Below are 24,256 nucleotides of genomic sequence, written 5' to 3'. Positions count from 1 at the left end.
CTGGCACCGTATCTGGACATAAGCACCAGAACAACCCCAATGGCACTGCAGGCTGTGCATAAATATGCGGCGTGAAGGTGTCGGTAAAATGCGCTACAAGACGCGGGGTGATAATATCGGTGCGGCTAAAGCTATGGCCAATCCAGTCGTCAACATTCATCTTGGCACCCTTTCATATTATGGCACGGCGTGATGGAGCCGTGGCTAGTAGGATTTTGGCAGACCTAACACGCGCTCGGCAATATAAGACAGTATCAAATTGGTCGAAATCGGCGCAATCTGGTAGAGCCGCGTTTCACGGAATTTACGCTCAATGTCATATTCCTCGGCAAAGGCAAAACCGCCATGCGTCTGCATACAGGCCTCGGCCGCTTCCCATGAGGCATCAGCCGCCAGCAATTTCGCCATATTCGCATCCGCCCCTGGATCCTCGCCAGCGTCATAACAAGCGGCGGCGCGATAGACGATGGCCTCGGCCGCAATCATATGCGCATAGGCTTTGGCAAGCGGAAACTGGATGCCCTGATTCTTGCCAATCGGCTGGCCAAAGACCGAACGTTCACTGGCATAGGCACTGGCCTTGTCGATAAACCATTTGGCATCGCCAATACATTCAGCCGCGATCAGAATGCGCTCGGCATTCATGCCTGAGAGAATATAGCGAAAGCCCTTGCCCTCTTCGCCAATCAGCGCGTCTGCCGGAATCGACACATTATCGAAAAAAACCTCGGTGGTGGCGTGATTGATCATCGTGCGGATCGGCCGGATCGTAACCCCCTTATCCAGCAGGCTGTTCAAATCAAGCAGAAACACCGACAGCCCATCGGTACGCTTAGCCACCGCATCGCGCGGCGTGGTTCGCGCCAGCAACAGCATCAGATCTGAATATTCAGCACGCGAGGTCCAGATTTTCTGACCATTGATGATATAGCGATCGCCGTCACGTCGGGCGGTAGTTTGCAAAGCCAGCGTATCAGTGCCCGAAGTCGGCTCGGTGACGCCAAAAGCCTGTAGCCGCAAAGAGCCATCGGCAATGCGCGGCAAATAGGTGCGTTTCTGCGCATCGCTGCCATGGCGCAACACTGTCCCCATCGTATAGATCTGCGCATGACAGGCCGCGGCATTGGCACCCTGTTTGTGGATTTCTTCCAAAATGACCGACGCCGCCGTCAGATCAAGACCCGAACCGCCATAGGCTTCGGGAATCAGACAGCCAAGATAGCCAGCCTTGGTCAAGGCCGCAACAAACGCCTCGGGATAGGCCCTTTCAGCATCAAGTGCGCGCCAGTAACTGCCTGGAAATTCTGCGCATATCTTGGCAATACCCGCGCGTATATCGGCATAAATCCCCGCATCCAATCCAGCTGGCATATCGACATTTTGTTTGGGCGTCATTGGCTTCATTCCTCTAATAATAGACTGCACCCGTCATGATCATCTAAGTCATAGCATATTTTTAACAGCGACGGCATCTAGTTCGTGGTGACGGGTTGTCAAAACACATGATACAGGGCATATCTCTTGGATATCCTTGTTACTTTACCATTCTGGCCGTCACTTACGCGAAATCGAGATATTATGCCCAACCCCTTTTTCCATGGCATTGCCAAAATGATCGGCATGCCATTGTCATCTGCATCCGACAGCAACACAGCCAAGACAGCCTTCACCCCGATGCAGGCCAAAACCGAGATATTGTCAGGCCTGACAGTCGCTCTGGCGCTGGTGCCCGAAGCGATTGCCTTTGCCTTTGTCGCTGGCGTGGCACCGCTTGTCGGACTATATGCAGCCTTTATCGTCGGTTTGATCACCGCCGTTTTTGGTGGCCGCCCAGGGATGATTTCAGGCGCCACCGGCGCGCTGGCCGTGGTCATGGTCGCGCTGGTTATGGATCATGGGGCTGAATATCTGTTTGCTACAGTTGTGCTGATGGGCATTTTGCAGCTGCTGGCAGGCATTTTCCGACTTGGCAAATTCATCCGCATGGTGCCGCATCCGGTGATGCTGGGCTTTGTCAACGGGCTGGCGATTGTGATCGGGTTGGCGCAGTTGCAGCAATTTCAGATCGTCAATGCCGATGGTACATCAAGCTGGATGGCCGGATCGATGCTGTATATGACGCTGGCGCTGGTGGCGGTGACTATGGTGATGATTTGGATCACACCGAAAATCACGAAAGCCATTCCGGCACCCTTGGTCGCGATTGTATCAGTTACATTGATCGTGATTATAGGCGATCTGAATGTGTTTCGGGTTGGCGATATGGCCAGTGTCGCGGGCGGCTTGCCACGCTTTGCCTTGCCAGATGTGCCGATGAATATGGAAACGCTGAGGATCATTTTCCCCTATGCCTTTATTCTGGCGGCGATTGGCCTGATCGAAAGTCTGCTGACGTTGAATCTGGTTGGTGATCTGACCAATCAGCGTGGTGGCGCATCGCGCGAATGCGTTGCCCAAGGTGCAGCCAATTTTGTTACCGGTTTCTTTGGTGGTATGGGCGGCTGTGCGATGATCGGCCAGTCAATGATCAATGTGAAATCAGGAGGCCGCACACGTGTAGCCGGCATAGCGGCGTCATTATTCCTGCTTGCCTTTATCCTGTTTACGTCGGATCTGATCGAAATGATCCCGCTTGCCGCCTTGGTCGGGGTGATGTTCATGGTGGTGATCGGCACCTTTGCGTGGAATTCATTGATGATATTACGGCGAGTACCGCGCGCGGATGCCTTTGTCATTATTCTGGTGACAGCGGTGACTGTGTATAAGGATCTGGCGATTGCGGTGGTTGTCGGGGTTATCATTTCAGCGCTGGTCTATGCGTGGAATGCGGCCAAACGAATTCAGGCCTCGACACGCCCCTCGGTGAGTGAGACAGGCGCGCTGGTCTATGATATCAGGGGCCCGCTTTTCTTTGGCTCGACAGCCAGTTTCATCGAATTATTCGATATTGCCAATGACCCAAAGATGGTGATCCTCGATTTTGCTGAATCTCGCATTGTCGATCAATCAGGCTTGCAGGCGATTGAAGATATTGCCGGTAAATATGCCGCCGCCAATAAGCAGATCATGTTGCGGCATCTGTCGCCTGACTGTCATAAGCTGCTGTCACGCGCGGGGCAGATCATTATCGATAGCGATGATGATCCAGACTATGGCGTTGCCGTCGATTATTCGGTTAAAATCGGTGCTATGGGCAGCGGGCATTAAGCGCATGGTAGGGTGAAGCCCCATAAGCCGAATGTTCGGGCTGAATGTTCGGGCTGAATGTTCACGCATATATCAGGAGGGCAAGCATATCGACACAGCGTTCTGGAACCAGCTTGATATAGCCGCATTGACCGCATCCGACAGTTATGACCCAGATAGGCATGACCCAGATAGGCATGACCCAGATAGTCATGATAAGGCGGGTAGCAATATGGGGGCTGTTCTATTGGCGTCCTGCCCCGGCTTGCGCGCAGATGGCAAGACAGATGGTAAGGCACATGATGCGGATATAAAGCACGATGTCGAGCAGTTGGCATCGGCGGGGGCTGGCCTTGTACTGACCTTGCTGGAAGCAGATGACCGCGTGCGGCTGGGGGTGAGCGCGCTTGACAGGATCATTAGCGACGCCGGACTTGCACATGCCAGCTTTCCGATCCGCGATCATGGCATTCCGAATGAAGCGCACAGCGTAACGCTTGGCCAGTTGCTTGATGATCTGGAAACGCGTATCCGCAACGGCCAGAGCATAGCGATTCATTGTCAGGCCGGATTGGGACGTACCGGCATGATGGCAGGGCTTTTGCTAGGCCGATTTGGCATTGAGGCAGCGGCGGCGATCACAGCGATCAGGCAAACCCGCCCAGGCAGTATCGAAACACAAGCACAAGAAGATTTTGTGAGGGAGTGGGGTAAGGCCTATAACAGCCCCAATTAATCCAAAGCCGGATCACGCGCCGCTAGGATTGGTGCGGTCATGCTGGATAGGGATTTATACTGGCATCCCTCAGCGTCAAAATTCGCCATATCAAGCCAGCTGGTAAAGGCCAGTTTCAAAGCAGGCCATTCAGCATCAATCATGGCAAACCATGCGGTATCCCGATTATGCCCCTTGGCCACCAAAGCCTGACGGAACACACCTTCATAGGAAAAGCCAAACCGCTGTGCCGCCCGACGCGACCGCAGATTACGCGCGTTGCATTTCCATTCATAGCGGCGATAGCCAGCCTCAAACGCCCATTGCATCATCAGAAACATCGCTTCGGTCGCGCCGATAGTCGATTGCAAGGCAGGGGCAAAACAAAGATGCCCAACCTCAATCGACCCTGCCGCCGGATTAATGCGCAAATAGGATGCAACCCCCACAAAACGAGATGTCGCATTATCCTGAATGGCAAAAAAGAACACATCCTTTGATGATGCCATCACCCGCACATAATCGGTGTAATCGGCCAGCATTTCAAAGGGACCATAGGACAAATAGTGCCATATGGCGCCCTGTTTATCTTCGGTAAAGCTGGCAAAAAGACCCGCCGCATGAAGATCAGCATCAAGTGGCACAAGCGTCACATGATCGCCAATAAGTCCGGTTTTTTCAAACCCCACGTCAAAGGGCGATGGCGGTGCGCGCCAATCAGGTACTTTTGGCCCCAAAATCGAGGTAAGATCAATGTCGGACATAATACCCCCTCTTACTCTGGTTAGGCGACCCGAAAGCATCCCATTTCAGGCCATAAGGTCTTTATAGCATAGACAGAATTAACCGCTGTGATAAACCAGACATCTATAAAAGCATACTTTGCAAAGCCTTTGGCATCAGGCCAATTTGCCAAGCCATGAGGCGGTATCAAGCATCCGGTTTGAAAAGCCCCATTCATTGTCATACCACGTCAAGATACGAACGAAATTACCATCCATCACCCTGGTCTGTTCACCCGCAAAGATCGATGAATGCGGATCATGATTCATATCCATCGAGACAACCTTATCCATAGTAAAATCAAGCACATTTGCCATAGTGCCTTTTGCCGCTGTCGCCATGGCATCATTGATTTCTTCATTCGTGGTATCGCGGCCAGCCTCGAAGGTCAGATCGACAACCGATACATTCGGAGTTGGCACGCGCACGGCAACGCCATCAAGTTTGCCTGACAATTCAGGCAGAACCAGACCAACCGCCTTGGCCGCCCCGGTTGAGGTCGGGATCATATTGACCGCCGCCGCCCGCGCCCGGTAAAGATCATTGTGAAACGCATCCAAGGTTGGCTGGTCGCCCGTATAACTGTGAATTGTGGTCATGAAACCACGCTTTATTCCAACCGTGTCATGCAAGATTTTGGCCACAGGTGCCAGACAGTTTGTCGTGCAGGATGCATTCGAGATAATACGATCATCGGCGGTCAGCGTATCATGATTGACGCCATAGACGATGGTTTTATCCGCATCAGCACCTGGTGCCGAAATAAGCACACGCGATGCCCCGCTTTGCAGATGCACAGCAGCCTTGTCACGCGCGGTAAAGACACCTGTGCATTCCAGCACAACATCAACATCACCCCACGGCAAGGCAGCCGGATCACGTTCAGCCGAAACGGCAATCTTGCCCATACCAAAATCGAGGCTATTACCATCTACAGTGATGTCGCCTTTGAAACGACCATGGGCGCTATCGTAACGCAGCAGATGCGCACCTGTTTCGATAGGACCTAGATCATTGATAGCAACAAGCTGAATATCATCACGTCCAGATTCGACAAGCGCGCGCACAATGTTCCGGCCAATGCGGCCAAAACCGTTAATAGCAACCTTGGTAGTCAATTTAAAGTCTCCTGAGATAGGGGTGGGGGATTTGCTTTAGGATTCCGGATCGTGAAGCAAGCGGGCTACCGCTTGTTTCCATCCAGCATAGAGGGTATCAGAATTACCACAATCAACATTTGGTTCAAACCGTTTTTCCAGTTTCCAGCTGGCGGCAAATTCATCTGGTGGCGCACAAATACCCGCGGCAAGCCCCGCCAGATAGGCCGCGCCAAGCGCCGTGGTTTCGGTTATAACCGGACGATCCACCGGCGCACCAAGCTGGTTCGATAACATCTGCATCGCCCAGTTATTGGCAACCATGCCACCATCAATGCGCAGAACCATTTTGCCTTTATTATCCCAATCAGCGCTCATCGCCTCGGTTAGATCGCGCGTCTGATAGGCTACGCTTTCCAATGCGGCTTTGGCAATTTCAGCAGGGCCGGTATTGCGGGTCAGGCCAAATATGGCACCACGACAATCAGCATTCCAATAGGGTGCCCCCAGACCGGTAAAGGCCGGCACCAAATAGACCTGTTCGGTATCGCTAGCGCTTTCGGCCAAGGCTTGCGTTTCGGACGCCGATGCAATGATCTTTAGGCCATCGCGCAACCATTGCACAACAGCACCAGCGATGAAGATTGAACCTTCAAGCGCATAGGTCGGTTTGCCATCAAGCTGATAGGCGATTGTGGTCAATAGACGGTTTGAGGAATAGACGATCTTGTCACCTGTATTCATCAAGGCAAAACAACCCGTGCCATAGGTCGATTTAATCATGCCTGGCTGAAAACAAGCCTGACCAACGGTGGCCGCCTGTTGATCGCCCGCCACGCCAAGAATGGGAATGGCGGCGCCGTCAAACAAATCATCATGCGTGGTGCCAAAATGGCCTGAACTGTCTTTGACCTCAGGCAGCATATGCGCGGGGATATCAAATAAATCTAGCAGCTCCTGATCCCAGCAGCCTTCGGCTATGTTGTAAAGCATGGTGCGCGCCGCATTGGTCGCATCGGTGACATGCGCCGCCCGCCCGGTCAGACGCCAGATGATATAGCTATCCACCGTGCCAAACAGCAAGTCGCCTGCCTTGGCGCGCGCCATCGCCCCGTCAACATGCGTTAAAATCCAATGCAGTTTCGTCGCCGAAAAATACGGATCAAGTAGCAAGCCGGTTTTGCCCGCGACCATATCTTCATGACCAGCCGCCTTGAGATCGCGGCAATAATCGGCGGTGCGGCGATCCTGCCAGACAATCGCTGGATAGATCGCCTTGCCAGTATGTTTATCCCATACAAGGGTGGTCTCGCGCTGATTGGTGATGCCGATGGCGGCAATAGTGCTGGCGCTGATAGCACCAGTTTTGAGCGCCTGCTGGCACATATCAATAGTCGTTGACCAAAGGTCTTCGGGATCATGCTCGACCCAGCCCGATTGCGGAAAATGCTGGGTAAATTCAGCCTGGGCGGTGGTAAGCGGCTTTAGATCACGATCAAAGATAATCGCACGGCTTGAGGTCGTGCCCTGATCAATGGCAAGGATGTAATCCTTTTGCATCTATTTCCCCCTTATACATGTCGCCTAGACTTTCCAGAAACACAGAATACTGGCAACAACCGATATGGCAAGTGGCCACCATAGAGGTGTACCAACAAATCCAATGCGGTCGGCAATGTCCATGCCATTAAGGGATGAACCGCCATAAAAACGGCTAATTCCAATCTTCATACGAACATGGGATGAATGTCAAACTAAAAATTTAGTCGTTAAACTATGAAAATTTGGCATTTTATCCGAGAAATTGAACGAATTAATGCTCGTTATATGTTCGTAATTTATAAAACGCGCACAAAACGAATAAAATTCGTGCGTTTTAAATATAGGTGCGCTACATGTTTAGGATCTGGAGATTTTGATGACGTTAAATATAAGACAAAATGAAATTATCGGTTTACTACGCGACAATAACAAAGTTGACGTTGATGAATTAGCAGCGCGTTTTGACGTAACAGCGCAAACAGTCCGGCGTGATCTGGGCGATTTATGTGACCGTGGATTAGCGATGCGTACGCATGGTGGCGCCCGCCGTGTCGTATCAACATCAAGCCGAGGCTATGAAGAAAGACGTTTGTCCTATGCTGTCGAGAAAGCCGCGATTGGCAAACAAGCGGCGCAATTGATCCCCAATAATTGTTCGGTATTTCTGAATATCGGCACAACAACCGAACAGGTGGCCAAGGCGTTGACCGCGCATAATGATCTGACAGTCATTTCAAATAATATTAACGTCATCCAGATTTTCCTGAATGCGCAGCTCCGTGAACTGGTTCTGGTTGGGGGTGCCGTTCGCAAGAGCGATGGCGCCATCGTCGGGGATCAGGCGGTTGAATTCATCGGTCGCTATAAAGCCGATTTTGCCATTATTGGCGCATCATCGCTGGATAGTGACGGATCAGTGCTGGATTTCGATGATCGTGAGGTGGCGGTGGCGCGCGCCATTATTCGTAACGCCCGCATCAAGGTGCTGGTGACCGATATTTCGAAATTCGAAAATGACGCGCCGGTGCGGATTTGTGACGTGTCAGAACTTGATTATGTCATTACCGATGCGCGGCCTCCAGACGCATTCTGTGCCGCCGCCGAGGCCGGCAATACATCGATAATCATCGTCAATGAAACAAACTAGGCAGAGCGCTTTACCCGTAATGGACTCCTATGATGACTGATATGCCAAAACAACCCCACACCGATAAAACAGTGGATTTCGACCTATTTGTCATAGGTGGCGGTATCAACGGATGCGGCATTGCCCGTGATGCGGCAGGGCGCGGCATGAAAGTCGGCCTGGCCGAAATGAACGATCTGGCCTCGGCGACATCTTCGGCATCGACAAAATTGTTTCATGGCGGGCTTCGCTATCTAGAATTTTTCGAATTCAGGCTGGTGCGCGAAGCCTTGATTGAGCGCGAAGTGTTGTTGACAGCGATGCCGCATATCAGCTGGCCGATGCGCTTTGTGCTGCCCTATCACGCCGAGATGCGCTTTGAAGGCAATACGCCACTGGCAAAGCTATTGGGCGGGATCATGCCGTGGATGAAAGGGCGCCGGCCAGCCTGGCTGATTCGGCTGGGTCTGTTCATGTATGATCATCTGGGCGGGCGCAAGATTCTGCCGCCGACAAGAACTGTCAATCTGACCCAAGATCCGGCAGGGGCACCGCTAGATGATAAATTTTCCAAAGCCTTTGAATATTCGGACTGCTGGGTCGAGGATTCACGACTGGTGGTGCTCAATGCGCGTGATGCCGAACAACGCGGCGCACAGATCATGACGCGCACCAAGGTTACGCTGGCCGAACGTAATGCCGATGGCTGGATCATCCATACCGAAGATCGCGATAGTGGCACCAGTTTCCGCTTTACCGCGAAAGCGCTAGTCAATGCGGGGGGGCCATGGGTGGAAGATATTATCCATAATACCGCACGGATCAATTCAACCGACGGATTGCGGCTGGTACGTGGCAGCCATATTGTCACGCGTAAGCTGTATGATCATGACCGCTGTTATTTCTTTCAAGGCACTGATGGGCGTATCTGTTTCGCGATACCTTATGAAGATGATTTCACGCTGATCGGCACAACCGATGTCGATCATGACGATCCTGACGAATTGCCTGTCTGCACCCCCGAAGAACAAGCCTATCTGCTGGATTTTGTCAGCGGGTTTTTCAACCGGACAATCAGCAATGATGACGTTGTCTGGAGCTATGCTGGCGTGCGCCCGCTTTATAATGATGGCGCGGCCTCGGCAACGGCGGCAACACGTGATTATGTGCTGCGGATCGATGCCGCAGATAAGATACCAATGTTGAATGTATTTGGCGGCAAGATCACCACCTATCGCAAGCTGGCGGAATCGGCGATGGCCGAACTGACCGCATATTTGCCAGGACTAAACGGGACAGATGGCAACTGGACCGCACGTGTGACTTTGCCTGGTGGCGATTTTCCGGTTGATGGATTTGATGATCTATGCGCCGCGATCGGGACAAAATATGACTTTTTGCATGATAAGCATGTGCGGCGGCTGGCGCGTGCCTATGGCACCGATGTGTTTGATATGCTGGCTAACTGTAGCACTAGCGCCGATCTGGGAACGCATTTCGGGGCGGATATATATGCGGTCGAACTAGCCTGGAGCGTATCGCATGAATGGGTTCGATCAGCCGAGGATTTTGTCTGGCGACGCACAAGGCTGGGTCTCAAGCTCGATGAGGCGCAGATCAAAGCGATAGATCGCTTCATCACCGATACATGCAAACATGCCCACAGCCCAAAAGTACATGCCGATAGCTGAATATAATCACTGGCTGATAGCTTTTAGCCTGCCAAAAAGCTTTCATGCAACTCATTACCCTGCTAGCTTTAACTATAGATAGAGGATCATGACATGCCAGACAGCAATCAACCAGCCCGCAATCGACCAGATAGCACTCAAAGTTACAGCCATATTGACGTTACGCCCTTTGCCCCGAATCTGGGCGCTGAAATCCGCGGCATACATATCGCCGACGGCGTAAATGACGAACAATTTGCCGAAATCCACCGCGCCTTCCTGGTGCATCAGGTGCTGTTTTTCAAAGATCAAAAGGAAATCACCCCTGAAGCGCACATCAATTTTGGCAAACGCTTTGGCCCCTTGCATGCGCATCCAGCCGCCCCGACCATGGCAGGCTATCCCGAAATTTTCGAAATTCATGCGCATAAAGATTCCAAAATCGCCAATGGAGAACATTGGCATTCAGACGTATCATGCGATACTGAGCCACCGCTTGGCACCTTATTACAATTGCATATCCTGCCGCCTTGTGGTGGCGATACGATGTTCAGCGATATGTATGCGGCCTTTGACGATCTGTCGCCGACACTGCGGGCGATGCTAGATGGATTGACCGCCACGCATGAATCCGAGCATTTCTATCGTGGGCGTTATGCTGATCGTGGACGCAAGGATGAGGATATATCCTATCCAGTCGCCACGCATCCGGTGGTGCGCACCCATCCCGAGACCGGACGCAAGGCGCTCTATATCAACCGCACCTTTACCACACGGATCAATGAGTTAAACGCCGCCGAAAGCGATGCTATGCTGGGCTTTCTGTTTTCCCATATCGAACATGTCAATTATCAGATCAGATTTCGCTGGTCGCTAAATGATATGGCATTCTGGGATAATCGATGCTGTATGCATCGGGCGATCTGGGACTATTGGCCAGAAGAAAGAAAAGGCCGGCGGGTGACTGTAAAAGGTGATATACCGGCCTAATTAACAAGCCTAGTTAACAGGCCAAATTATTGCCATATACGTCCTAGATTATATCATTAAAGGAGATCGATGTTGGATCCTATCATTTCGGTAGCCCAGCTTAACAAGACCTATGACTCAGGCACGGTCGCGCTTGATACAGTTGATCTTGATATCAAGGCAGGCGAGATTTTGGCCCTATTGGGGCCGAATGGTGCCGGAAAAACAACATTGATTTCAATGATCTGCGGCTTGCTATCGCATACAAGCGGTCATGTGAAGGTTGGCGGATATGATGTGGTGGCCGACTATCGTAAGGCGCGGAGCCTGATTGGGCTGGTGCCGCAGGAAGTCATGTTGGAGCCGTTTGAAACTGTCGATAATACGGTGCGTTTTTCACGTGGCCTGTTTGGCTATCCGCCCGATGCCGAGGTCATAGAAACAGTATTGCGGCAATTATCACTGTGGGATAAGCGCGACACGCAGATAAAGGAGCTATCCGGCGGCATGAAACGCCGCGTGTTGATTGCCAAGGCGCTGAGCCATCATCCAAAGGTGCTATTTCTTGATGAACCCACCGCCGGGGTCGATGTCGAACTGCGCAAAGATATGTGGAATGTCGTTGCCGATCTGAAAGCCCAAGGCGTCACCATTCTGCTGACAACGCATTATATCGAGGAAGCCGAGGCGATTGCCGATCGTGTGGCGGTGATTGCCAAAGGCCAGATTTTGCTGGTTGAAGATAAAGATGCCCTGATGAAGCGAATGGGCACCAAGGAATTACATATTCAGCTTCAGGATGCGATCCCCGCGATACCCGATAGCTTGAGTGCCTATGATCTTAGCATCAATGACGATAAAACCGGCTTGATCTATAGCTATGACACCAAGGCGGAACGCACCGGCATCACCAGCCTGCTTTCGGATATTTCAGCCGCTGGCCTTGTCTTGCGCGACCTGCAAACAGCTCAAAGCTCGCTTGAAGATATCTTCGTTGATCTGGTAAAGGATTAGAAGCATGAATTTCCAAGCTGTCAAAGCCATCTATTTTTTCGAAATGGCACGCACATTCAGGACATTGGTGCAAAGCATCATCTCGCCAGTGATTTCGACGGTGTTATATTTTGTCGTGTTCGGCACGGCGATAGGGACACGGATGGAATCAATTGACGGTGTCGAATATGGAGCTTTCATTGTACCCGGTCTGATCATGCTGTCCGTATTGATGCAAAGCATTTCGAATGCGTCATTCGGTATCTATTTCCCTAAATTCATTGGCACTATTTACGAACCGCTATCGGCACCTGTATCCTTTATTGAAATCACCACCGGCTTTGTCGGAGCGGCGGCGACCAAATCCCTGATGATCGGCATCATCATTCTGGGCACTTCGTTTCTGTTTGTGCCTGTAAAAATCCTGCATCCGGTGTGGATGATGAGTTTTCTGGTGATCACCTGTATTTCATTCAGCCTGCTAGGTTTTATTCTGGGCATATGGGCACGCAGTTTTGAACAATTGAATCTGGTGCCGATGCTGATCATCACGCCTTTGGTGTTTCTGGGTGGTAGTTTCTATTCAATCGACATGCTGCCAGTGTTCTGGCAAAAAGTGACGCTGTTTAATCCAGTTGTTTATCTGGTATCAGGGTTCCGCTGGTCATTCTTTGGTGTCGCTGATGTTCCTGTGGCACAAAGCCTGATTGCCATTGGGCTATTCAGCGTGTTGTGTATCGGCATTATTTCATGGATGTTCCGCACCGGATACCGTTTGAAAAACTAGCCAACAAAGGCACGTTCGACAACAAAACTGCCTGGTTTATTATTTGCGCCTTCCACGAAACCTGCCGCCTCGACCAATATGCGGACATCCTTTAGCATCGCCATAGAACCGCAAATCATCACGCGGTCATGTTCGGGATCAAGCCCCGCAATATCAAAATGCCGATAAAGCGAACCATCTTGCAAAAGTGTAGTGATACGTCCAGTCAAAGGATGATCGTCACGTGTCGTGCTGGTTATCAGATGTAATCTGTCAGTTGCCAGTTCGCCAACAAGCGGGTCATCCAATGTCGCGGCCACGGTGTCCTGACTGTAACGGAGTTCTTCATTATAACGACAGGTATGCGTGGCGAATAATGTAGCAAATTTTTCATAGGCTTCGGGATCGCGGATCAGCGATGCAAAGGGCGCAAACCCCGTACCCGTTGAAATCATCCATAAGCGTCTGCCCGGAAGCAAGGCATCAAGCACCAATGTGCCAGTCGATTTTTTGCGCATCAGGATGGTATCGCCAGGCACGATATTCTGTAGATGTTCGGTCAATGGGCCACCAGGCACCTTGATCGAAAAAAATTCAATCGTTTCATCCCAAGATGGGCTGGCAATCGAATAGGCACGAAATACCGACTTTGCACCGGTCACCGCCTCGGGCAAGCCAATCATGACAAACTCGCCTGACCGGAAACGGAAGCTGGCAGGCCGCGTGATGCGGAAACGAAACAGATTATCAGTATAATGTTCGACTTCGGTGACTGTCTCGGCGAACATATTATCAGGTATCGGCGGCGGTGCCTGCACATCTGACTTCACATCGGCCGAAAAGCTGTTCTCTGTCATATGTCTATCTCGTATTTTTGAGCTGTAAGTTAGTTTATGTATAGTGCCCGCCTATCACGTGCAATGTAATATCAAAAATTTGCAAAAATTTTGTCATATCCAGATATGAACAAAAAAAATCACGCGCCAAGAGCCAGCCAAAGAAAATGCCTAGGCGTTATGCAACCATGCAAGCGAATTGTCTGTCGCCCCATCCGGCTTATATTCGGCACCAAGCGGCGCCGTATAGCCAATCGAGGCCAGATGCGCATAGATATGCGGATAATGTATCTCACCATGATCAGGCGCACCACGATCCGGAACAGCCGCAAACTGGATATGGCCAATGATCGGCAATAGATCGCTGAGTTTATTGGTGAGATTACCCTCAAGACGCTGAATATGATAGCAATCAAACATCAGTTTGAGATTAGGCGCACCAACCTCGGCAATGATGGATGCGGCCTGCGCCGTTGAATCCAGAAAATAACCTGGCGCGTCATAGTGATTAAGCGGTTCGATCAAAATAGTGATGCCATGCGGGGCGGCGGCTATGCAGGCATAATGAAGATTGGCAATGAAGCTGTCATGCGCGGCCTGACCGACGGCAAAACCAGCCATGACATGGATATTCGCGGCCTTGATCGCCACCGCATAGGTGATCGCCTCGTCAATGAAGGCGCGCGCATCATGTTCGCGGCCAGGCAATGCCGCAACGCCATTTTCACCAGCATCCAGATCACCACGCCGCGTGTTCAACCCCAACATCGATAGTCCGGTTTCAACCAAGGCGGCAGCAACATCTTTGGCGGGTACATCATAGGGCCAGTGACATTCAACAGCATCAAACCCGGCCGCGGCGGCGGCGCGGATCGCATCGGGTAAAGGCAAATCATGCCATAGGAACCCAAGATTAGCAGAAAACCGTGCCATCAATCCCACTCAACATCAAAATGTGTGACGATGTCAGTGATCTGGGCGGGGTTCAGCATACGGGCATTTACCCCGCGCATAAGACAGGCCAGGCGCGCTGTATCTTCAAGTTCCTCGATCGCATTACAAGCCGCTTCAACATCCTTGCCTGCAACAACCGGCCCGTGATTGGCCAGCATTACCGCCGAACGTTTGCCTGCAAGTCCGCGCACAGCTGCGCCCATCATGGGGTCGCCCGGACGGAAAAACGGCAGTAATGCAACCTTGCCAAGTTTCATGATCGCATAAGGTGTTAAAGGCGGCAGAAAGTTATCCGCATCAAGATCCGGCATCATCGATAACGCCACCGCATGACAAGAATGCAAATGAACAACCGCGCCAGCCGAACTGCGGGTATCGTAAAACGCACTATGCAGGGGCATTTCCTTGGTTGGCGCATCGCCATCAATCAATGTTCCTGTGGCGTCAAAATGGCTAAGACGCGCCGGATCAAGACGACCAAAACTTATACCGGTGGGGGACACAAGCAAGCCACCATCGCTGGTGCGTGCCGAAATATTGCCTGTCGAGCCCCCTGTCAGCCCCCGATCAAACATCGATTTTGCCAACATGCAGATTTGTTCGCGAAGATGCGTGTCAGTGGTCATTATGATCACCTTCCAAAATAGTAGCCGCAGCCAAGAAAAAGTCAGGCGCACCAAAATTACCCGATTTCAACGCCAATACAAGATCGCCAGAGGCGCGCAAGGCTGGCACACCCGGGGCAATCTCAGGACCTATCTCAAGACTGTCAAGTTGCAGCCCCTCAACTATTGCGCCCGAGGTCTCGCCACCAGCCGAAATCAACCGGGTGACACCATTGGCGACAACAAGGCGTGCAATCTCGGCAAAAAAAGCTTCCAAGGCAACCGCTGCACGATCACGGCCATAATGTTCCTGAACATCGGCAATCACCTGTGGGTCAGCCGAACTATAGGCAAGCGGAATCCCCGCCCCATCGCACAGAAATTCAGCAATCTGTAAAGGTGTCACGCGGGCTTCGATCACGTCAACCGCATCAATTTTAAAGGACGGATTCGTGGTCGCATGAAGGGTAATCTGTTCACGGGTGGCGGCAGAACATGACCCCGACAAGGCCACGCATTTACCCGCTTGCCCCGCCCATTTGGTGCGGCTTTTGACAAGCTGGCCGCGGCGGATGAAATTAGCAGGCAAGCCCATCGCTACGCCCGACCCTCCGGTAATCAAGGGCAAATTTTCAGCTGCCTTGCCTATGGCAAACAGATCCGCATCGCGCAACGCATCGACAATGATCAAACGCTTGCCATCGGCAGCTTCGCGCGCCAAGGCATCGGCAATCGCATCAGCCCCGTCAAATACCGTCAACGCTGGCACATGACCAACCGGATGCGGCGTCTGTCGCGCCAAAAACCGGCGAATATCAGGATCATCCATCGGGTTTAGCGGGTGATTCTGCATACCGCTTTCATGCAGCAAAACATCATTGACGAATAAATGCCCCTGATAGAGCGAACGCCCCGTTCCGGGAAACGCCGGACATACAATAACGCATGACGTGCCAAGCGCATCAGCAAGCGCATCGGCAACCGGCCCGATATTGCCATCAGATGTTGAGTCAAATGTCGAACAATATTTAAAAACGAATTGCTGGCATCCCTGTTGTTGTAGCCATGCCAGTGCGGCCAGCGAATGCGCCACCGCCTCGGCCACCGGTAGTGACCGCGATTTCAGCGCCACAACACCAGCTTCGACATCCTCGGCGGCGGCATGATCGGGAATGCCGGTATATTGCACGGTGCGCATGCCCTGCTTGGCCAGCGTATTGGCAAGATCGCTGGAGCCGGTAAAATCATCACCTATGCAGCCAAGAAGCATTAGCCATCCCCCGGCAAGGTCAGCCCCGCATTACGCGCATAGATTTTAGCAATCGCCGCATCATCTTCGGCCCCAATCCCCGACCCCGACGCTGCCATAAATTGCTGAAGCGCGGCGGCGGTCAAAGGCGCGCCAAACTTCACCAATTTGGCAATATGAACGCCTGGCAGTAGCTGATTAACCGCTTTCATCGCCGACCCTGCCCCAACTCGGGCGCAATCTCGGCCAGGCTGTCAGTGCTGCCGCCTGCGACCTGAAAGCGGGCAACATTCTCCAGCATAGCGTCAAAACCATAGGTGCTGTGCCCTGTCCGCAGGATTAACGTTGCCATGCCATAGCCCATCGACCCCAGACCAATAACAGCAATATTTTTAGCGTCAGCCATATGGCACCCCGTCTGGTCACATACCAAATCATCATTACCAAGTCTGTTTTAGCCTAGCCCACGACAAATGACGATCCTAAAACGCTAGTCTTTGGGTATTAGGGCTTTAGATACGCCGCCATGATTATACCGAATATCCCAAAATCGATATCAGCGACAAGCCAACCACACCGATCAGACATAAGGCCATAACCAGATTGATCCGGCGCTGGGCTGTACCCGTGATATCAAGACTGCGCAGACGGTTGCCATCACGAAGCTAAGCACATGGTTTCCAATTCATTTAAGCAGTAATCATAAGAAGATCAAAGGAAGTATTTCGCCAATAATCACATTCAGAAGTAGTAATAATTCAGAGCTTTGTTACATTAGATTATCGGCAAAAGTTAAGTCAGGATAATTAATAGTCATCCATATTGGGGCGCTGGTTCCTAAAGATTTGTTTACTATCTAACATAGCTAGGCCAGATTATGAATTGACTATGTTCAGCCTCCTAGGCGGATCTGTAAGGATCACTCAATGTCAATTATCCATTTCACGAATGAGGTATAAATCATGAAACTTGTACGCTATGGCCATACGGGCGCAGAAAAACCCGGTCTGATTGATGATGATGGTAAGATCCGCGATCTGTCAGCGCATATAGACGATATTAATGGTCATATATTGTCGGATGCCAGCCTTGCTAAATTGCGCGCGCTTGATCCGGCATCCCTGCCACTGATAGAAGGCGAGCACCGGTTTGGTCCCTGTGTGAATGGCGTTGGTAAATTCATGTGTATCGGGCTGAATTATTCGGACCATGCCGCCGAAACCGGTGCCGAGATCCCAGCGCATCCGATATTATTCATGAAAGCCACATCCGCCATCACTGGCCCCAATGACACGGTGATGATTCCGCGCCATTCACAAGCGACCGACTGGGAAGTCGAACTGGGCGTGGTGATCGGCACAGCCTGTAAATATGTTGAACCAGATCAGGCGCTGGATTATGTCGCTGGCTATTGCGTGGTGAATGATGTCTCGGAACGCGATTTTCAAGCCAAGCTGACTGGCCAATGGACCAAGGGTAAATCATGCGACAGCTTTGGCCCGATTGGCCCTTGGCTGGTAACACGCGATGAAATAGACGATCCGCAAAATCTGGATATGACACTGGATGTGAATGGCGAACGCCGCCAGACAGGTAATACCAAAACGATGATTTTCAGCGTTGCTGCATGTATTTCGCATCTTTCCCAGCTCATGACCCTGCATCCTGGTGATGTGATCTCAACAGGCACCCCGCCAGGCGTCGGGCTGGGCATGAAGCCTGAGCCGGTATATCTGAAAGCAGGAGATGTCATGGATGTCTGGATCGACGGGCTAGGCCAGCAACGCCAGAGAGTTGGACAGGATGCCTGACATTTACAGCCATTAACCCGATCAATCGAAGGCGCAAAGGTCGGTATTTTCGGGCTTGGCCGAATTGGCCAGACGATTGCCGGTAAGCTGGCGGCGTTGGCATGCGACATTGCCTATCATACGCGCACCGAAAAGCCCGATCTGCCCTATCGCTTTTATGACGATCTGACAGCCATGGCAAAAGATGTCGATTATCTGATTGCGATCACGCCGGGGAATGCCTCTACCTATCAGAAAATCAACCGTGAGGTCATTGACGCGCTGGAGCCTGACGGCACTTTAATCAATGTTGGGCGGGGTTCGGTTGTCGATGAAGACGCGCTGGTGGCGGCCCTCGAAGACGGACGGCTTGGCGGAGCCGGTCTTGATGTGTTTGCCAATGAACCGCATGTGCCGCCTGCCCTATGCAAGATGGATAACGTAACGCTGACACCGCATGTGGCCATGGCCAGCGATCAGCATCGGTTAAGGCGATGCCTGCGGCCATTTTGGCAATATTGACTGGTGGATGATAATCATCGCCATCGATATAGGTCGCATCCATACGATCCGCCAGCATGGTGCATAGGATAACTTGCCGCTAGCCGCGACACCTATCAAGAGGAAAAGCCGAACCGGATTTTGTGCCATAGCTAGGCAAGGCGCTTGCCATGCTTTGCATCAAACAGGTGGATATTTTCAAGCGCAAAGCCTAACGATATGCTGGTGTCACGGATAAAATTCTGAACGCCTGACAAACGCGCTGTCACGGTTGAATCCGAACCATCAAGCACACCATGTACTAGCGTATCCGCACCAAGCTGTTCGACCATATCAACAATCATCGTCACCGATGCAGCGGCTTTTGACCGGTTCGTCATAACGCTTAGATGTTCAGGCCGGATGCCAAGCGTGACGGCTGTGGAACGGCCTGACGCCTTCGCCGTGGACAGGGTGATTTTATCACCATTCGCAAGGGTTATGACCCGGCCTGGCTTATCCAGCCGTGCCGGCAGGAAATTCATCGACGGGCTGCCGATAAAGCCCGCGACAAAAATAGACGCTGGTGTCTGATAAAGATCGATTGGCATACCAAACTGTTCAACAACACCCGCATTCATCACCATAAGGCGATCACCAAGAGTCATCGCTTCTACCTGATCATGCGTCACATAAACGCTGGTGATGCCCAGACGTTCTTGTAGCTTCTTAATTTCCAGACGCATCTGAACACGGAGTTTGGCGTCAAGATTGGATAGGGGTTCATCAAACAAGAATACCGCCGGTTCACGCACGATGGCGCGCCCCATAGCCACACGCTGGCGTTGACCACCACTGATATGGCGGGGCTGACGATCAAGCAGGTCGGTGATTTCAAGAATGGCGGCGGCGGCCTCTACCCGGCGTTTGATTTCATTGCGCGGCACTTTCTGAATTTTCAGCCCATAAGACATATTTTCAAAAACCGACATATGCGGATAAAGCGCATAGGTCTGAAACACCATAGCAATATCACGCTCGGCAGGCTCAAGATCATTCACACGGTTACCATTGATTAAAATATCACCATCGGTAATTGTTTCCAGCCCTGCGATCATGCGGAGCAAAGTTGACTTGCCACATCCAGACGGCCCAACGATGACGACAAATTCGCCATCATTTACCTGTCCGTCAATGCCGTGAATCACCGGCGTATTGGCATATGATTTATGTAGATTCTTAAATTCGATATTGCCCATTTCAATCTCTTTTCAAGCGGGGGTTATACCTATTTTTCAGACTCGACCAGGCCTTTGACAAATAGCTTTTGCATCAGAACCACGACCAGCACCGGTGGCAACATCGCCAGCAACGCGGTCATCATGATGATATTCCATACTGGCGACTGTTCAGCCGCTTCAAGCATCTGTTTGATGCTCATGACAATCGTGTAATTCGCCTGATCGGTGGTGATAATCAGCGGCCATAAATACTGATTCCAGCCATAAATAAACAAAATCACAAATAGCGCGGCAATATTGGTTCGCGATAAAGGAATAAGGAAATCGACAAAAAAGCGCATCGGGCCAGCACCATCGATGCGCGCCGATTCAACAAGCTCGCCCGGAATTGTCATAAAGACCTGACGAAACAAAAAGGTGGCCGTGGCCGATGCAATAAGCGGGATGCTAAGGCCAGCATAGCTGTTCAACATGCCCAGATTGGCCACCACCTCGAATGTGGGGATGATCCGCACCTCGACAGGCAACATCAAGGTCACAAAAATCATCCAGAAGCACAGCATACGCATCGGAAAGCGGAAATAGACAATCGCAAATGCCGACAGCAATGAAATGGCAATTTTACCAAAGGTTATGCTTAGCGCCATAATCAGACTGTTCACCAACATCAGCCAGACTGGTGCGGTCTCGGTACCCTCAAGGCCAGCCCCAAAAAAGGCGCCTTTGAAATTGACCCATAACTGGTCGCCAGGGGTAAGCGGCAACGGCACTTGCAACATCCGCACGCCATCATGACTGGCACCAACCAGCATGATCCAGATTGGAATCGCAATAATGGCAATGCCCAGAATAAGGACTATATGCGTTACAATTCTTAGAAGGGGACGATTTTCAACCATCAATATTGCACCCTACGTTCAATATAGCGGAACTGGACGATTGTTAGCGAAATGACAATCGCCATCAGAATCACCGACTGCGCCGCAGACCCGCCAAGATCAAGGCCAACAAACCCATCATTGAACACTTTATAAACCAGAATTTCGGTTGCTTTTGCCGGACCACCGCCGGTCAAAGAATGCACAATACCGAAGGTATCGAAAAACGCATAGACCGTATTAATCACAAGCAAGAAGAAGGTCGTTGGCGACAGAAGCGGAAAAATAATTGTCCAGAAGCGGCGCATCGGGCTGGCACCGTCAATTGCCGCAGCCTCAATCAACGAGCGCGGCACGGCTTGCATACCCGCCAGGAAAAACAGGAAATTATAGGCAATCTGTTTCCATGCCGCGGCAAGAATGACCAAGGTCATGGCATGATTACCATTTAACTTGTAATTCAGATCAAACCCAAAAAATTTCAAAAAATATGTCCAGATGCCAAGTGTGGGGTCAAACATGAACACCCATAAGGCACCAGCTAATGCAGGTGCCACGGCATAAGGCCAGATCAAAAATGTACGATAAACAAGTGCGCCCTTTATGACACGATCAGCAAATCCAGCAAGGATCAGAGCAAAGCTCATCGACAGACCCGCTACGGCAAGTGAGAAAAAGGCCGTACGCGCAAAAGCATCTATATAATAAGGATCTTCAAATAACAGCTGATAATTCTCGAACCAGACAAATTCGGAACTAAAACCAAACGCATCTTCGATCAGAAATGACTGATACAAAGCCTGTGCCGCCGGCCAGATGAAGAAAATCAAGGTGATGATAATCTGCGGCGCAACAAGCAAGTAAGGCAAAGAGCGGGATTTGAAAATAACACGTTCTTGCATAAAACAATCCAGAGCTCAATACATCTTACCCCACAGACAGATGACCATGGGGCAAGAGATTAGGTGTTAGCGATTTGCACGCTCGAACTTGCGAAGAAGCACATTACCACGCTTGGCAGCTTCATCCATCGCATCACTTGACGATTTGGCACCACTCCAGACAGCTTCCATTTCCTCATTGATGATGTCACGGATCTGGACATAGTTACCAAAACGCAGACCTTTTGAGTTCGCCGTTGGCGTATTCAGATTAAGCTGTTTGATAGCTGTGTCTGTGCCCGGATTAGTATCGTAGAAGCCTTGCTTCTTTGACAGGTCATATGCGGCTGTTGTGATCGGCACATAGCCAGTTTCCTGATGCCACCATGCCTGTACTTCAGGTGATGACAGATAGGTCATGAATTTTGCGACGCCTTTATATTCGTCGGCATCATGACCTTTCATGACCCATAATGTACCACCACCGATGATGCTGTTCTGTGGCTTTGACGCAACAGCTGTATCAAGCGGCAACATGGTCTGGGCAAAGTTGAATTTTGCCTGATTTTTGATGCTGCCATAATAGGCTGATGAATTCATCCACATGCCACATTCACCATTGGTGAACATTGACAGGCTGTCACCGCGACGACCGCCATAGACAAACAGATTGTCTTTTGACATATCGGCAATACGGCCAAGAATGTTTTTGACATGATCATTATTGATGGTCAGTTCGGCATCAAAACCAGCAAAGCCGTTCTGCTTGGTACCGATCTGCACGTCATGCCATGTTGAATAGTTTTCAATCATGACCCATGACTGCCACCCAAAGCTGAAGCCACATTTATAGCCAGCATCAACCAGCTTGCGCGACGCAGCTTCAACATCATCCCATGTCTGGGGAACGCTGGAGACGCCAGCCTTGTCAAAAGCGTCCTGGTTATACCAGAGTACAGGTGTTGAACTATTGAACGGCATTGATAACAATTCACCATCCGGTGTCTGATAATAGCTGATCACAGCTGACAGATAGTCACTTTTATCGAAAGGCTCGCCTGCATTATTCATGACCTGTTCAACCGGCATGATCGCGCCTTTGGCGGCCATCATGGTGGCGGTGCCAACCTCAAAAACCTGAACGATATGCGGCTGTTGCTTTGCCCGGAAGGCAGCAATCGAACTGGTCATGGTTTCGGTGTAGTTACCTTTATAAACAGGTACGATTTTATAATCTGACTGCAAGGCGTTAAAATCGTTGGAGATTTTGTTAACGCGTTCGCCATTAACGCCGCCCATCGCATGCCACCACTGCACTTCGGTAGCAGCCGATGCCGCAAAAGATACTGTTCCCATTACAATGGATACAGCTGCCGCTATGGCAGGTGTAGATATGAATTTTTTCATTTTTTGCTCCCTATTTAATGTACCCAATTAATGCAAATACAAACGCATTCATATTTTAGGCCTTACTTAAAGTTTAAATTTTTAAGTTTTGTCTCTAAAAATCTAACATGCGTTAGTCAGGAAGACTATAGGCAAAAATTATTGCATATTTATTGCTGTCTGAAGATACGTATCTGTAGCCTAAGATCATCGCTGAAATAGAACGGCGAAAAACAATCCTGCCCATAGCATCTCTGGCTTTTTTAAAGTATGTTGGCGCGAATAGCTTATGAAAGTGATATATTTAGCTGGGGAGCACACCGGTAGATACCAATCTGGCGGATGATAATTATGACTGTAAAGCAACTAAAAGCCGACCTTCTCGACAGACTTGACGCCTTTCGCAAACAAGGCAAACATGTTTCGGATATCAATCCCATTCTGGCGCTGGCTGACGAGATCAGTGACAAGCTGTATAAAGGCCAGATCAGCCAAGATGAAGTCAATGAGTTCCTTGCGCATATGGGCAGTGAACTGTGGGACCAGCAAACAACCCGCCTACATGTCAAAACCGGCCGCGATAGCGATGACATCAATGTTTTGGATGGCATTGACATTAATACGCTTGATGTGGGCAAGCCGGTCTATAATGCGGTGTTCACCGCGCATCCGGTCTTTGCGCTGGAAAAGGATACATCCGCGATCCTATCACAGGCCGCCAGCGATAACAAAATGGGCACGATGCCAGATGATGCCTATCGGCCGCGAAGCACCATTACGTTGCAAAATGAGCATAGCGAGGCCATGCAGGCATTGGGACATGCGCGCACCGCAATCAGGTCATTACATCATAGCATTCTGACGGCAAAACGCGCGGCCAGAGATGCCAGCTGGCGTGATGTTTTGCCTGTCATGTGCGCTGTATCAACATGGGTTGGCTATGACCTTGACGGGCGCTCGGATATCACATGGCTTGACAGTTTTGCCTTGCGGCTTGTCGAAAAGCAGATGGCACTTGATCTGTATCATGCCGAACTATCAGCGCATGATGAAGCGCATCCGGATGTGGCTGGACTGCTGGCTGAACTTGCGGCAGAAAATGAGGCGAC

The 24,256-nt window shown here is 50.9% G+C and carries 24 protein-coding genes and 1 pseudogene; 10 read left to right on the top strand and 15 right to left on the bottom strand.

Features of this window, described 5'->3' with window-relative positions; translation table 11 throughout:
• Nucleotides 1-204: 204 nt before the first annotated feature.
• Nucleotides 205-1,395 carry an acyl-CoA dehydrogenase family protein gene (locus ACTF7Q_RS06040; protein ID WP_438996953.1) on the bottom strand — a complete coding sequence of 397 codons (1,191 nt, stop codon included), beginning with the start codon at nucleotides 1,393-1,395 and terminating at the stop codon, nucleotides 205-207.
• A 183-nt stretch (nucleotides 1,396-1,578) separates the two neighbouring features.
• Between ACTF7Q_RS06040 and ACTF7Q_RS06035 the strand changes: the two genes are divergently transcribed.
• Nucleotides 1,579-3,207: a SulP family inorganic anion transporter gene (locus tag ACTF7Q_RS06035; RefSeq protein WP_438996957.1), complete on the top strand. Its 1,629-nt coding sequence runs from the start codon at nucleotides 1,579-1,581 to the stop codon at nucleotides 3,205-3,207.
• Between the two features lie 31 nt (nucleotides 3,208-3,238).
• Nucleotides 3,239-3,922, top strand: coding sequence for a phosphatase domain-containing protein (locus ACTF7Q_RS06030; protein WP_438996952.1), 684 nt, complete (start codon nucleotides 3,239-3,241; stop codon nucleotides 3,920-3,922).
• Here the strand turns inward: ACTF7Q_RS06030 and ACTF7Q_RS06025 are convergent.
• The 4 genes from ACTF7Q_RS06025 to ACTF7Q_RS06010 form a co-directional block, all read right to left on the bottom strand.
• A complete protein-coding gene (locus ACTF7Q_RS06025) occupies nucleotides 3,919-4,665 on the bottom strand; it encodes a GNAT family N-acetyltransferase (protein ID WP_438996951.1) in 747 nt (248 codons plus the stop codon). The genes ACTF7Q_RS06030 and ACTF7Q_RS06025 overlap by 4 nt on opposite strands.
• Before the next feature lie 135 nt (nucleotides 4,666-4,800).
• On the bottom strand, nucleotides 4,801-5,802 hold the full coding sequence (gap, locus tag ACTF7Q_RS06020) for a type I glyceraldehyde-3-phosphate dehydrogenase (RefSeq protein WP_438996950.1): 1,002 nt from the start codon (nucleotides 5,800-5,802) through the stop codon (nucleotides 4,801-4,803).
• A 36-nt stretch (nucleotides 5,803-5,838) separates the two neighbouring features.
• Nucleotides 5,839-7,341 (bottom strand): glycerol kinase GlpK, encoded by a 1,503-nt coding sequence (gene glpK / locus ACTF7Q_RS06015; protein ID WP_438996949.1) that lies wholly within the window; start codon nucleotides 7,339-7,341, stop codon nucleotides 5,839-5,841.
• A gap of 24 nt (nucleotides 7,342-7,365) precedes the next feature.
• Nucleotides 7,366-7,512 carry a hypothetical protein gene (locus ACTF7Q_RS06010; protein ID WP_438996948.1) on the bottom strand — a complete coding sequence of 49 codons (147 nt, stop codon included), beginning with the start codon at nucleotides 7,510-7,512 and terminating at the stop codon, nucleotides 7,366-7,368.
• Between the two features lie 187 nt (nucleotides 7,513-7,699).
• Here ACTF7Q_RS06010 and ACTF7Q_RS06005 point away from each other — a divergent pair, with 187 nt between their 5' ends.
• From ACTF7Q_RS06005 to ACTF7Q_RS05985, 5 genes are all read left to right on the top strand, one after another.
• Nucleotides 7,700-8,470: a DeoR/GlpR family DNA-binding transcription regulator gene (locus tag ACTF7Q_RS06005; protein ID WP_438996947.1), complete on the top strand. Its 771-nt coding sequence runs from the start codon at nucleotides 7,700-7,702 to the stop codon at nucleotides 8,468-8,470.
• 41 nt (nucleotides 8,471-8,511) lie between these two features.
• On the top strand, nucleotides 8,512-10,140 hold the full coding sequence (glpD, locus tag ACTF7Q_RS06000) for a glycerol-3-phosphate dehydrogenase (protein ID WP_438996946.1): 1,629 nt from the start codon (nucleotides 8,512-8,514) through the stop codon (nucleotides 10,138-10,140).
• Nucleotides 10,141-10,233: 93 nt separating this feature from the next.
• A complete protein-coding gene (locus ACTF7Q_RS05995; protein WP_438996945.1) occupies nucleotides 10,234-11,109 on the top strand; it encodes a TauD/TfdA dioxygenase family protein in 876 nt (291 codons plus the stop codon).
• Between the two features lie 72 nt (nucleotides 11,110-11,181).
• Nucleotides 11,182-12,102 (top strand): ABC transporter ATP-binding protein, encoded by a 921-nt coding sequence (locus ACTF7Q_RS05990; protein ID WP_438996956.1) that lies wholly within the window; start codon nucleotides 11,182-11,184, stop codon nucleotides 12,100-12,102.
• A 4-nt stretch (nucleotides 12,103-12,106) separates the two neighbouring features.
• The gene (locus ACTF7Q_RS05985) at nucleotides 12,107-12,868 is read left to right on the top strand and encodes an ABC transporter permease (RefSeq protein WP_438996944.1); all 762 of its coding nucleotides are present in this window, start codon (nucleotides 12,107-12,109) and stop codon (nucleotides 12,866-12,868) included.
• Here ACTF7Q_RS05985 and ACTF7Q_RS05980 read toward each other — a convergent pair.
• The 6 genes and pseudogenes from ACTF7Q_RS05980 to ACTF7Q_RS05955 form a co-directional block, all read right to left on the bottom strand.
• Nucleotides 12,865-13,704: a ferredoxin--NADP reductase gene (locus ACTF7Q_RS05980; protein ID WP_438996943.1), complete on the bottom strand. Its 840-nt coding sequence runs from the start codon at nucleotides 13,702-13,704 to the stop codon at nucleotides 12,865-12,867. The two genes, ACTF7Q_RS05985 and ACTF7Q_RS05980, sit on opposite strands and share 4 nt — an antisense overlap.
• Before the next feature lie 150 nt (nucleotides 13,705-13,854).
• Nucleotides 13,855-14,616 carry a hydroxypyruvate isomerase family protein gene (locus ACTF7Q_RS05975; protein WP_438996942.1) on the bottom strand — a complete coding sequence of 254 codons (762 nt, stop codon included), beginning with the start codon at nucleotides 14,614-14,616 and terminating at the stop codon, nucleotides 13,855-13,857.
• Nucleotides 14,616-15,263 carry a 3-oxo-tetronate 4-phosphate decarboxylase gene (otnC, locus tag ACTF7Q_RS05970; RefSeq protein WP_438996941.1) on the bottom strand — a complete coding sequence of 216 codons (648 nt, stop codon included), beginning with the start codon at nucleotides 15,261-15,263 and terminating at the stop codon, nucleotides 14,616-14,618. Before otnC ends, ACTF7Q_RS05975 begins: the two co-directional genes overlap by 1 nt.
• Complete coding sequence (otnK, locus tag ACTF7Q_RS05965; RefSeq protein WP_438996940.1) at nucleotides 15,253-16,512, bottom strand: 3-oxo-tetronate kinase; 1,260 nt, start codon at nucleotides 16,510-16,512, stop codon at nucleotides 15,253-15,255. The genes otnC and otnK overlap by 11 nt, the downstream gene beginning before the upstream one ends.
• Nucleotides 16,512-16,721: pseudogene (locus ACTF7Q_RS05960) on the bottom strand (hypothetical protein); the annotation flags it as partial. The pseudogene ACTF7Q_RS05960 and the gene otnK, both read right to left, overlap by 1 nt.
• Entirely contained in the window at nucleotides 16,700-16,843 is a 144-nt protein-coding gene (locus ACTF7Q_RS05955) for a hypothetical protein (protein WP_438996955.1), read from the bottom strand. The pseudogene ACTF7Q_RS05960 and the gene ACTF7Q_RS05955, both read right to left, overlap by 22 nt.
• 610 nt (nucleotides 16,844-17,453) lie before the next feature.
• Here ACTF7Q_RS05955 and ACTF7Q_RS05950 point away from each other — a divergent pair.
• Nucleotides 17,454-18,302, top strand: a complete 849-nt coding sequence (locus ACTF7Q_RS05950) for a fumarylacetoacetate hydrolase family protein (protein WP_438996939.1) — start codon at nucleotides 17,454-17,456, stop codon at nucleotides 18,300-18,302.
• 24 nt (nucleotides 18,303-18,326) lie between these two features.
• A complete protein-coding gene (locus ACTF7Q_RS05945; protein ID WP_438996954.1) occupies nucleotides 18,327-18,803 on the top strand; it encodes an NAD(P)-dependent oxidoreductase in 477 nt (158 codons plus the stop codon).
• A gap of 131 nt (nucleotides 18,804-18,934) precedes the next feature.
• Here the strand turns inward: ACTF7Q_RS05945 and ACTF7Q_RS05940 are convergent, their stop codons facing one another.
• The 4 genes from ACTF7Q_RS05940 to ugpB form a co-directional block, all read right to left on the bottom strand.
• A complete protein-coding gene (locus ACTF7Q_RS05940; RefSeq protein ID WP_438996938.1) occupies nucleotides 18,935-20,020 on the bottom strand; it encodes a sn-glycerol-3-phosphate import ATP-binding protein UgpC in 1,086 nt (361 codons plus the stop codon).
• Between the two features lie 29 nt (nucleotides 20,021-20,049).
• Nucleotides 20,050-20,901, bottom strand: coding sequence for a sn-glycerol-3-phosphate ABC transporter permease UgpE (gene ugpE / locus ACTF7Q_RS05935; RefSeq protein WP_438996937.1), 852 nt, complete (start codon nucleotides 20,899-20,901; stop codon nucleotides 20,050-20,052).
• Complete coding sequence (gene ugpA, locus ACTF7Q_RS05930; protein ID WP_438996936.1) at nucleotides 20,901-21,782, bottom strand: sn-glycerol-3-phosphate ABC transporter permease UgpA; 882 nt, start codon at nucleotides 21,780-21,782, stop codon at nucleotides 20,901-20,903. The genes ugpE and ugpA overlap by 1 nt, the downstream gene beginning before the upstream one ends.
• Nucleotides 21,783-21,848: 66 nt before the next feature.
• Nucleotides 21,849-23,168 (bottom strand): sn-glycerol-3-phosphate ABC transporter substrate-binding protein UgpB, encoded by a 1,320-nt coding sequence (ugpB, locus tag ACTF7Q_RS05925; protein WP_438996935.1) that lies wholly within the window; start codon nucleotides 23,166-23,168, stop codon nucleotides 21,849-21,851.
• A 330-nt stretch (nucleotides 23,169-23,498) separates the two neighbouring features.
• On the opposite strand from ugpB, the gene ACTF7Q_RS05920 reads away from it, so the two are divergent.
• A partial coding sequence (locus tag ACTF7Q_RS05920; RefSeq protein WP_438996934.1) for a hypothetical protein occupies nucleotides 23,499-24,256 on the top strand: 758 nt, incomplete at its 3' end.

This window comes from Puniceispirillum sp. (SeqCode), from assembly GCF_965657105.1.
Lineage (GTDB): Bacteria > Pseudomonadota > Alphaproteobacteria > Puniceispirillales > Puniceispirillaceae > Puniceispirillum.
This window is presented reverse-complemented; position numbering and strand designations above follow the sequence as displayed.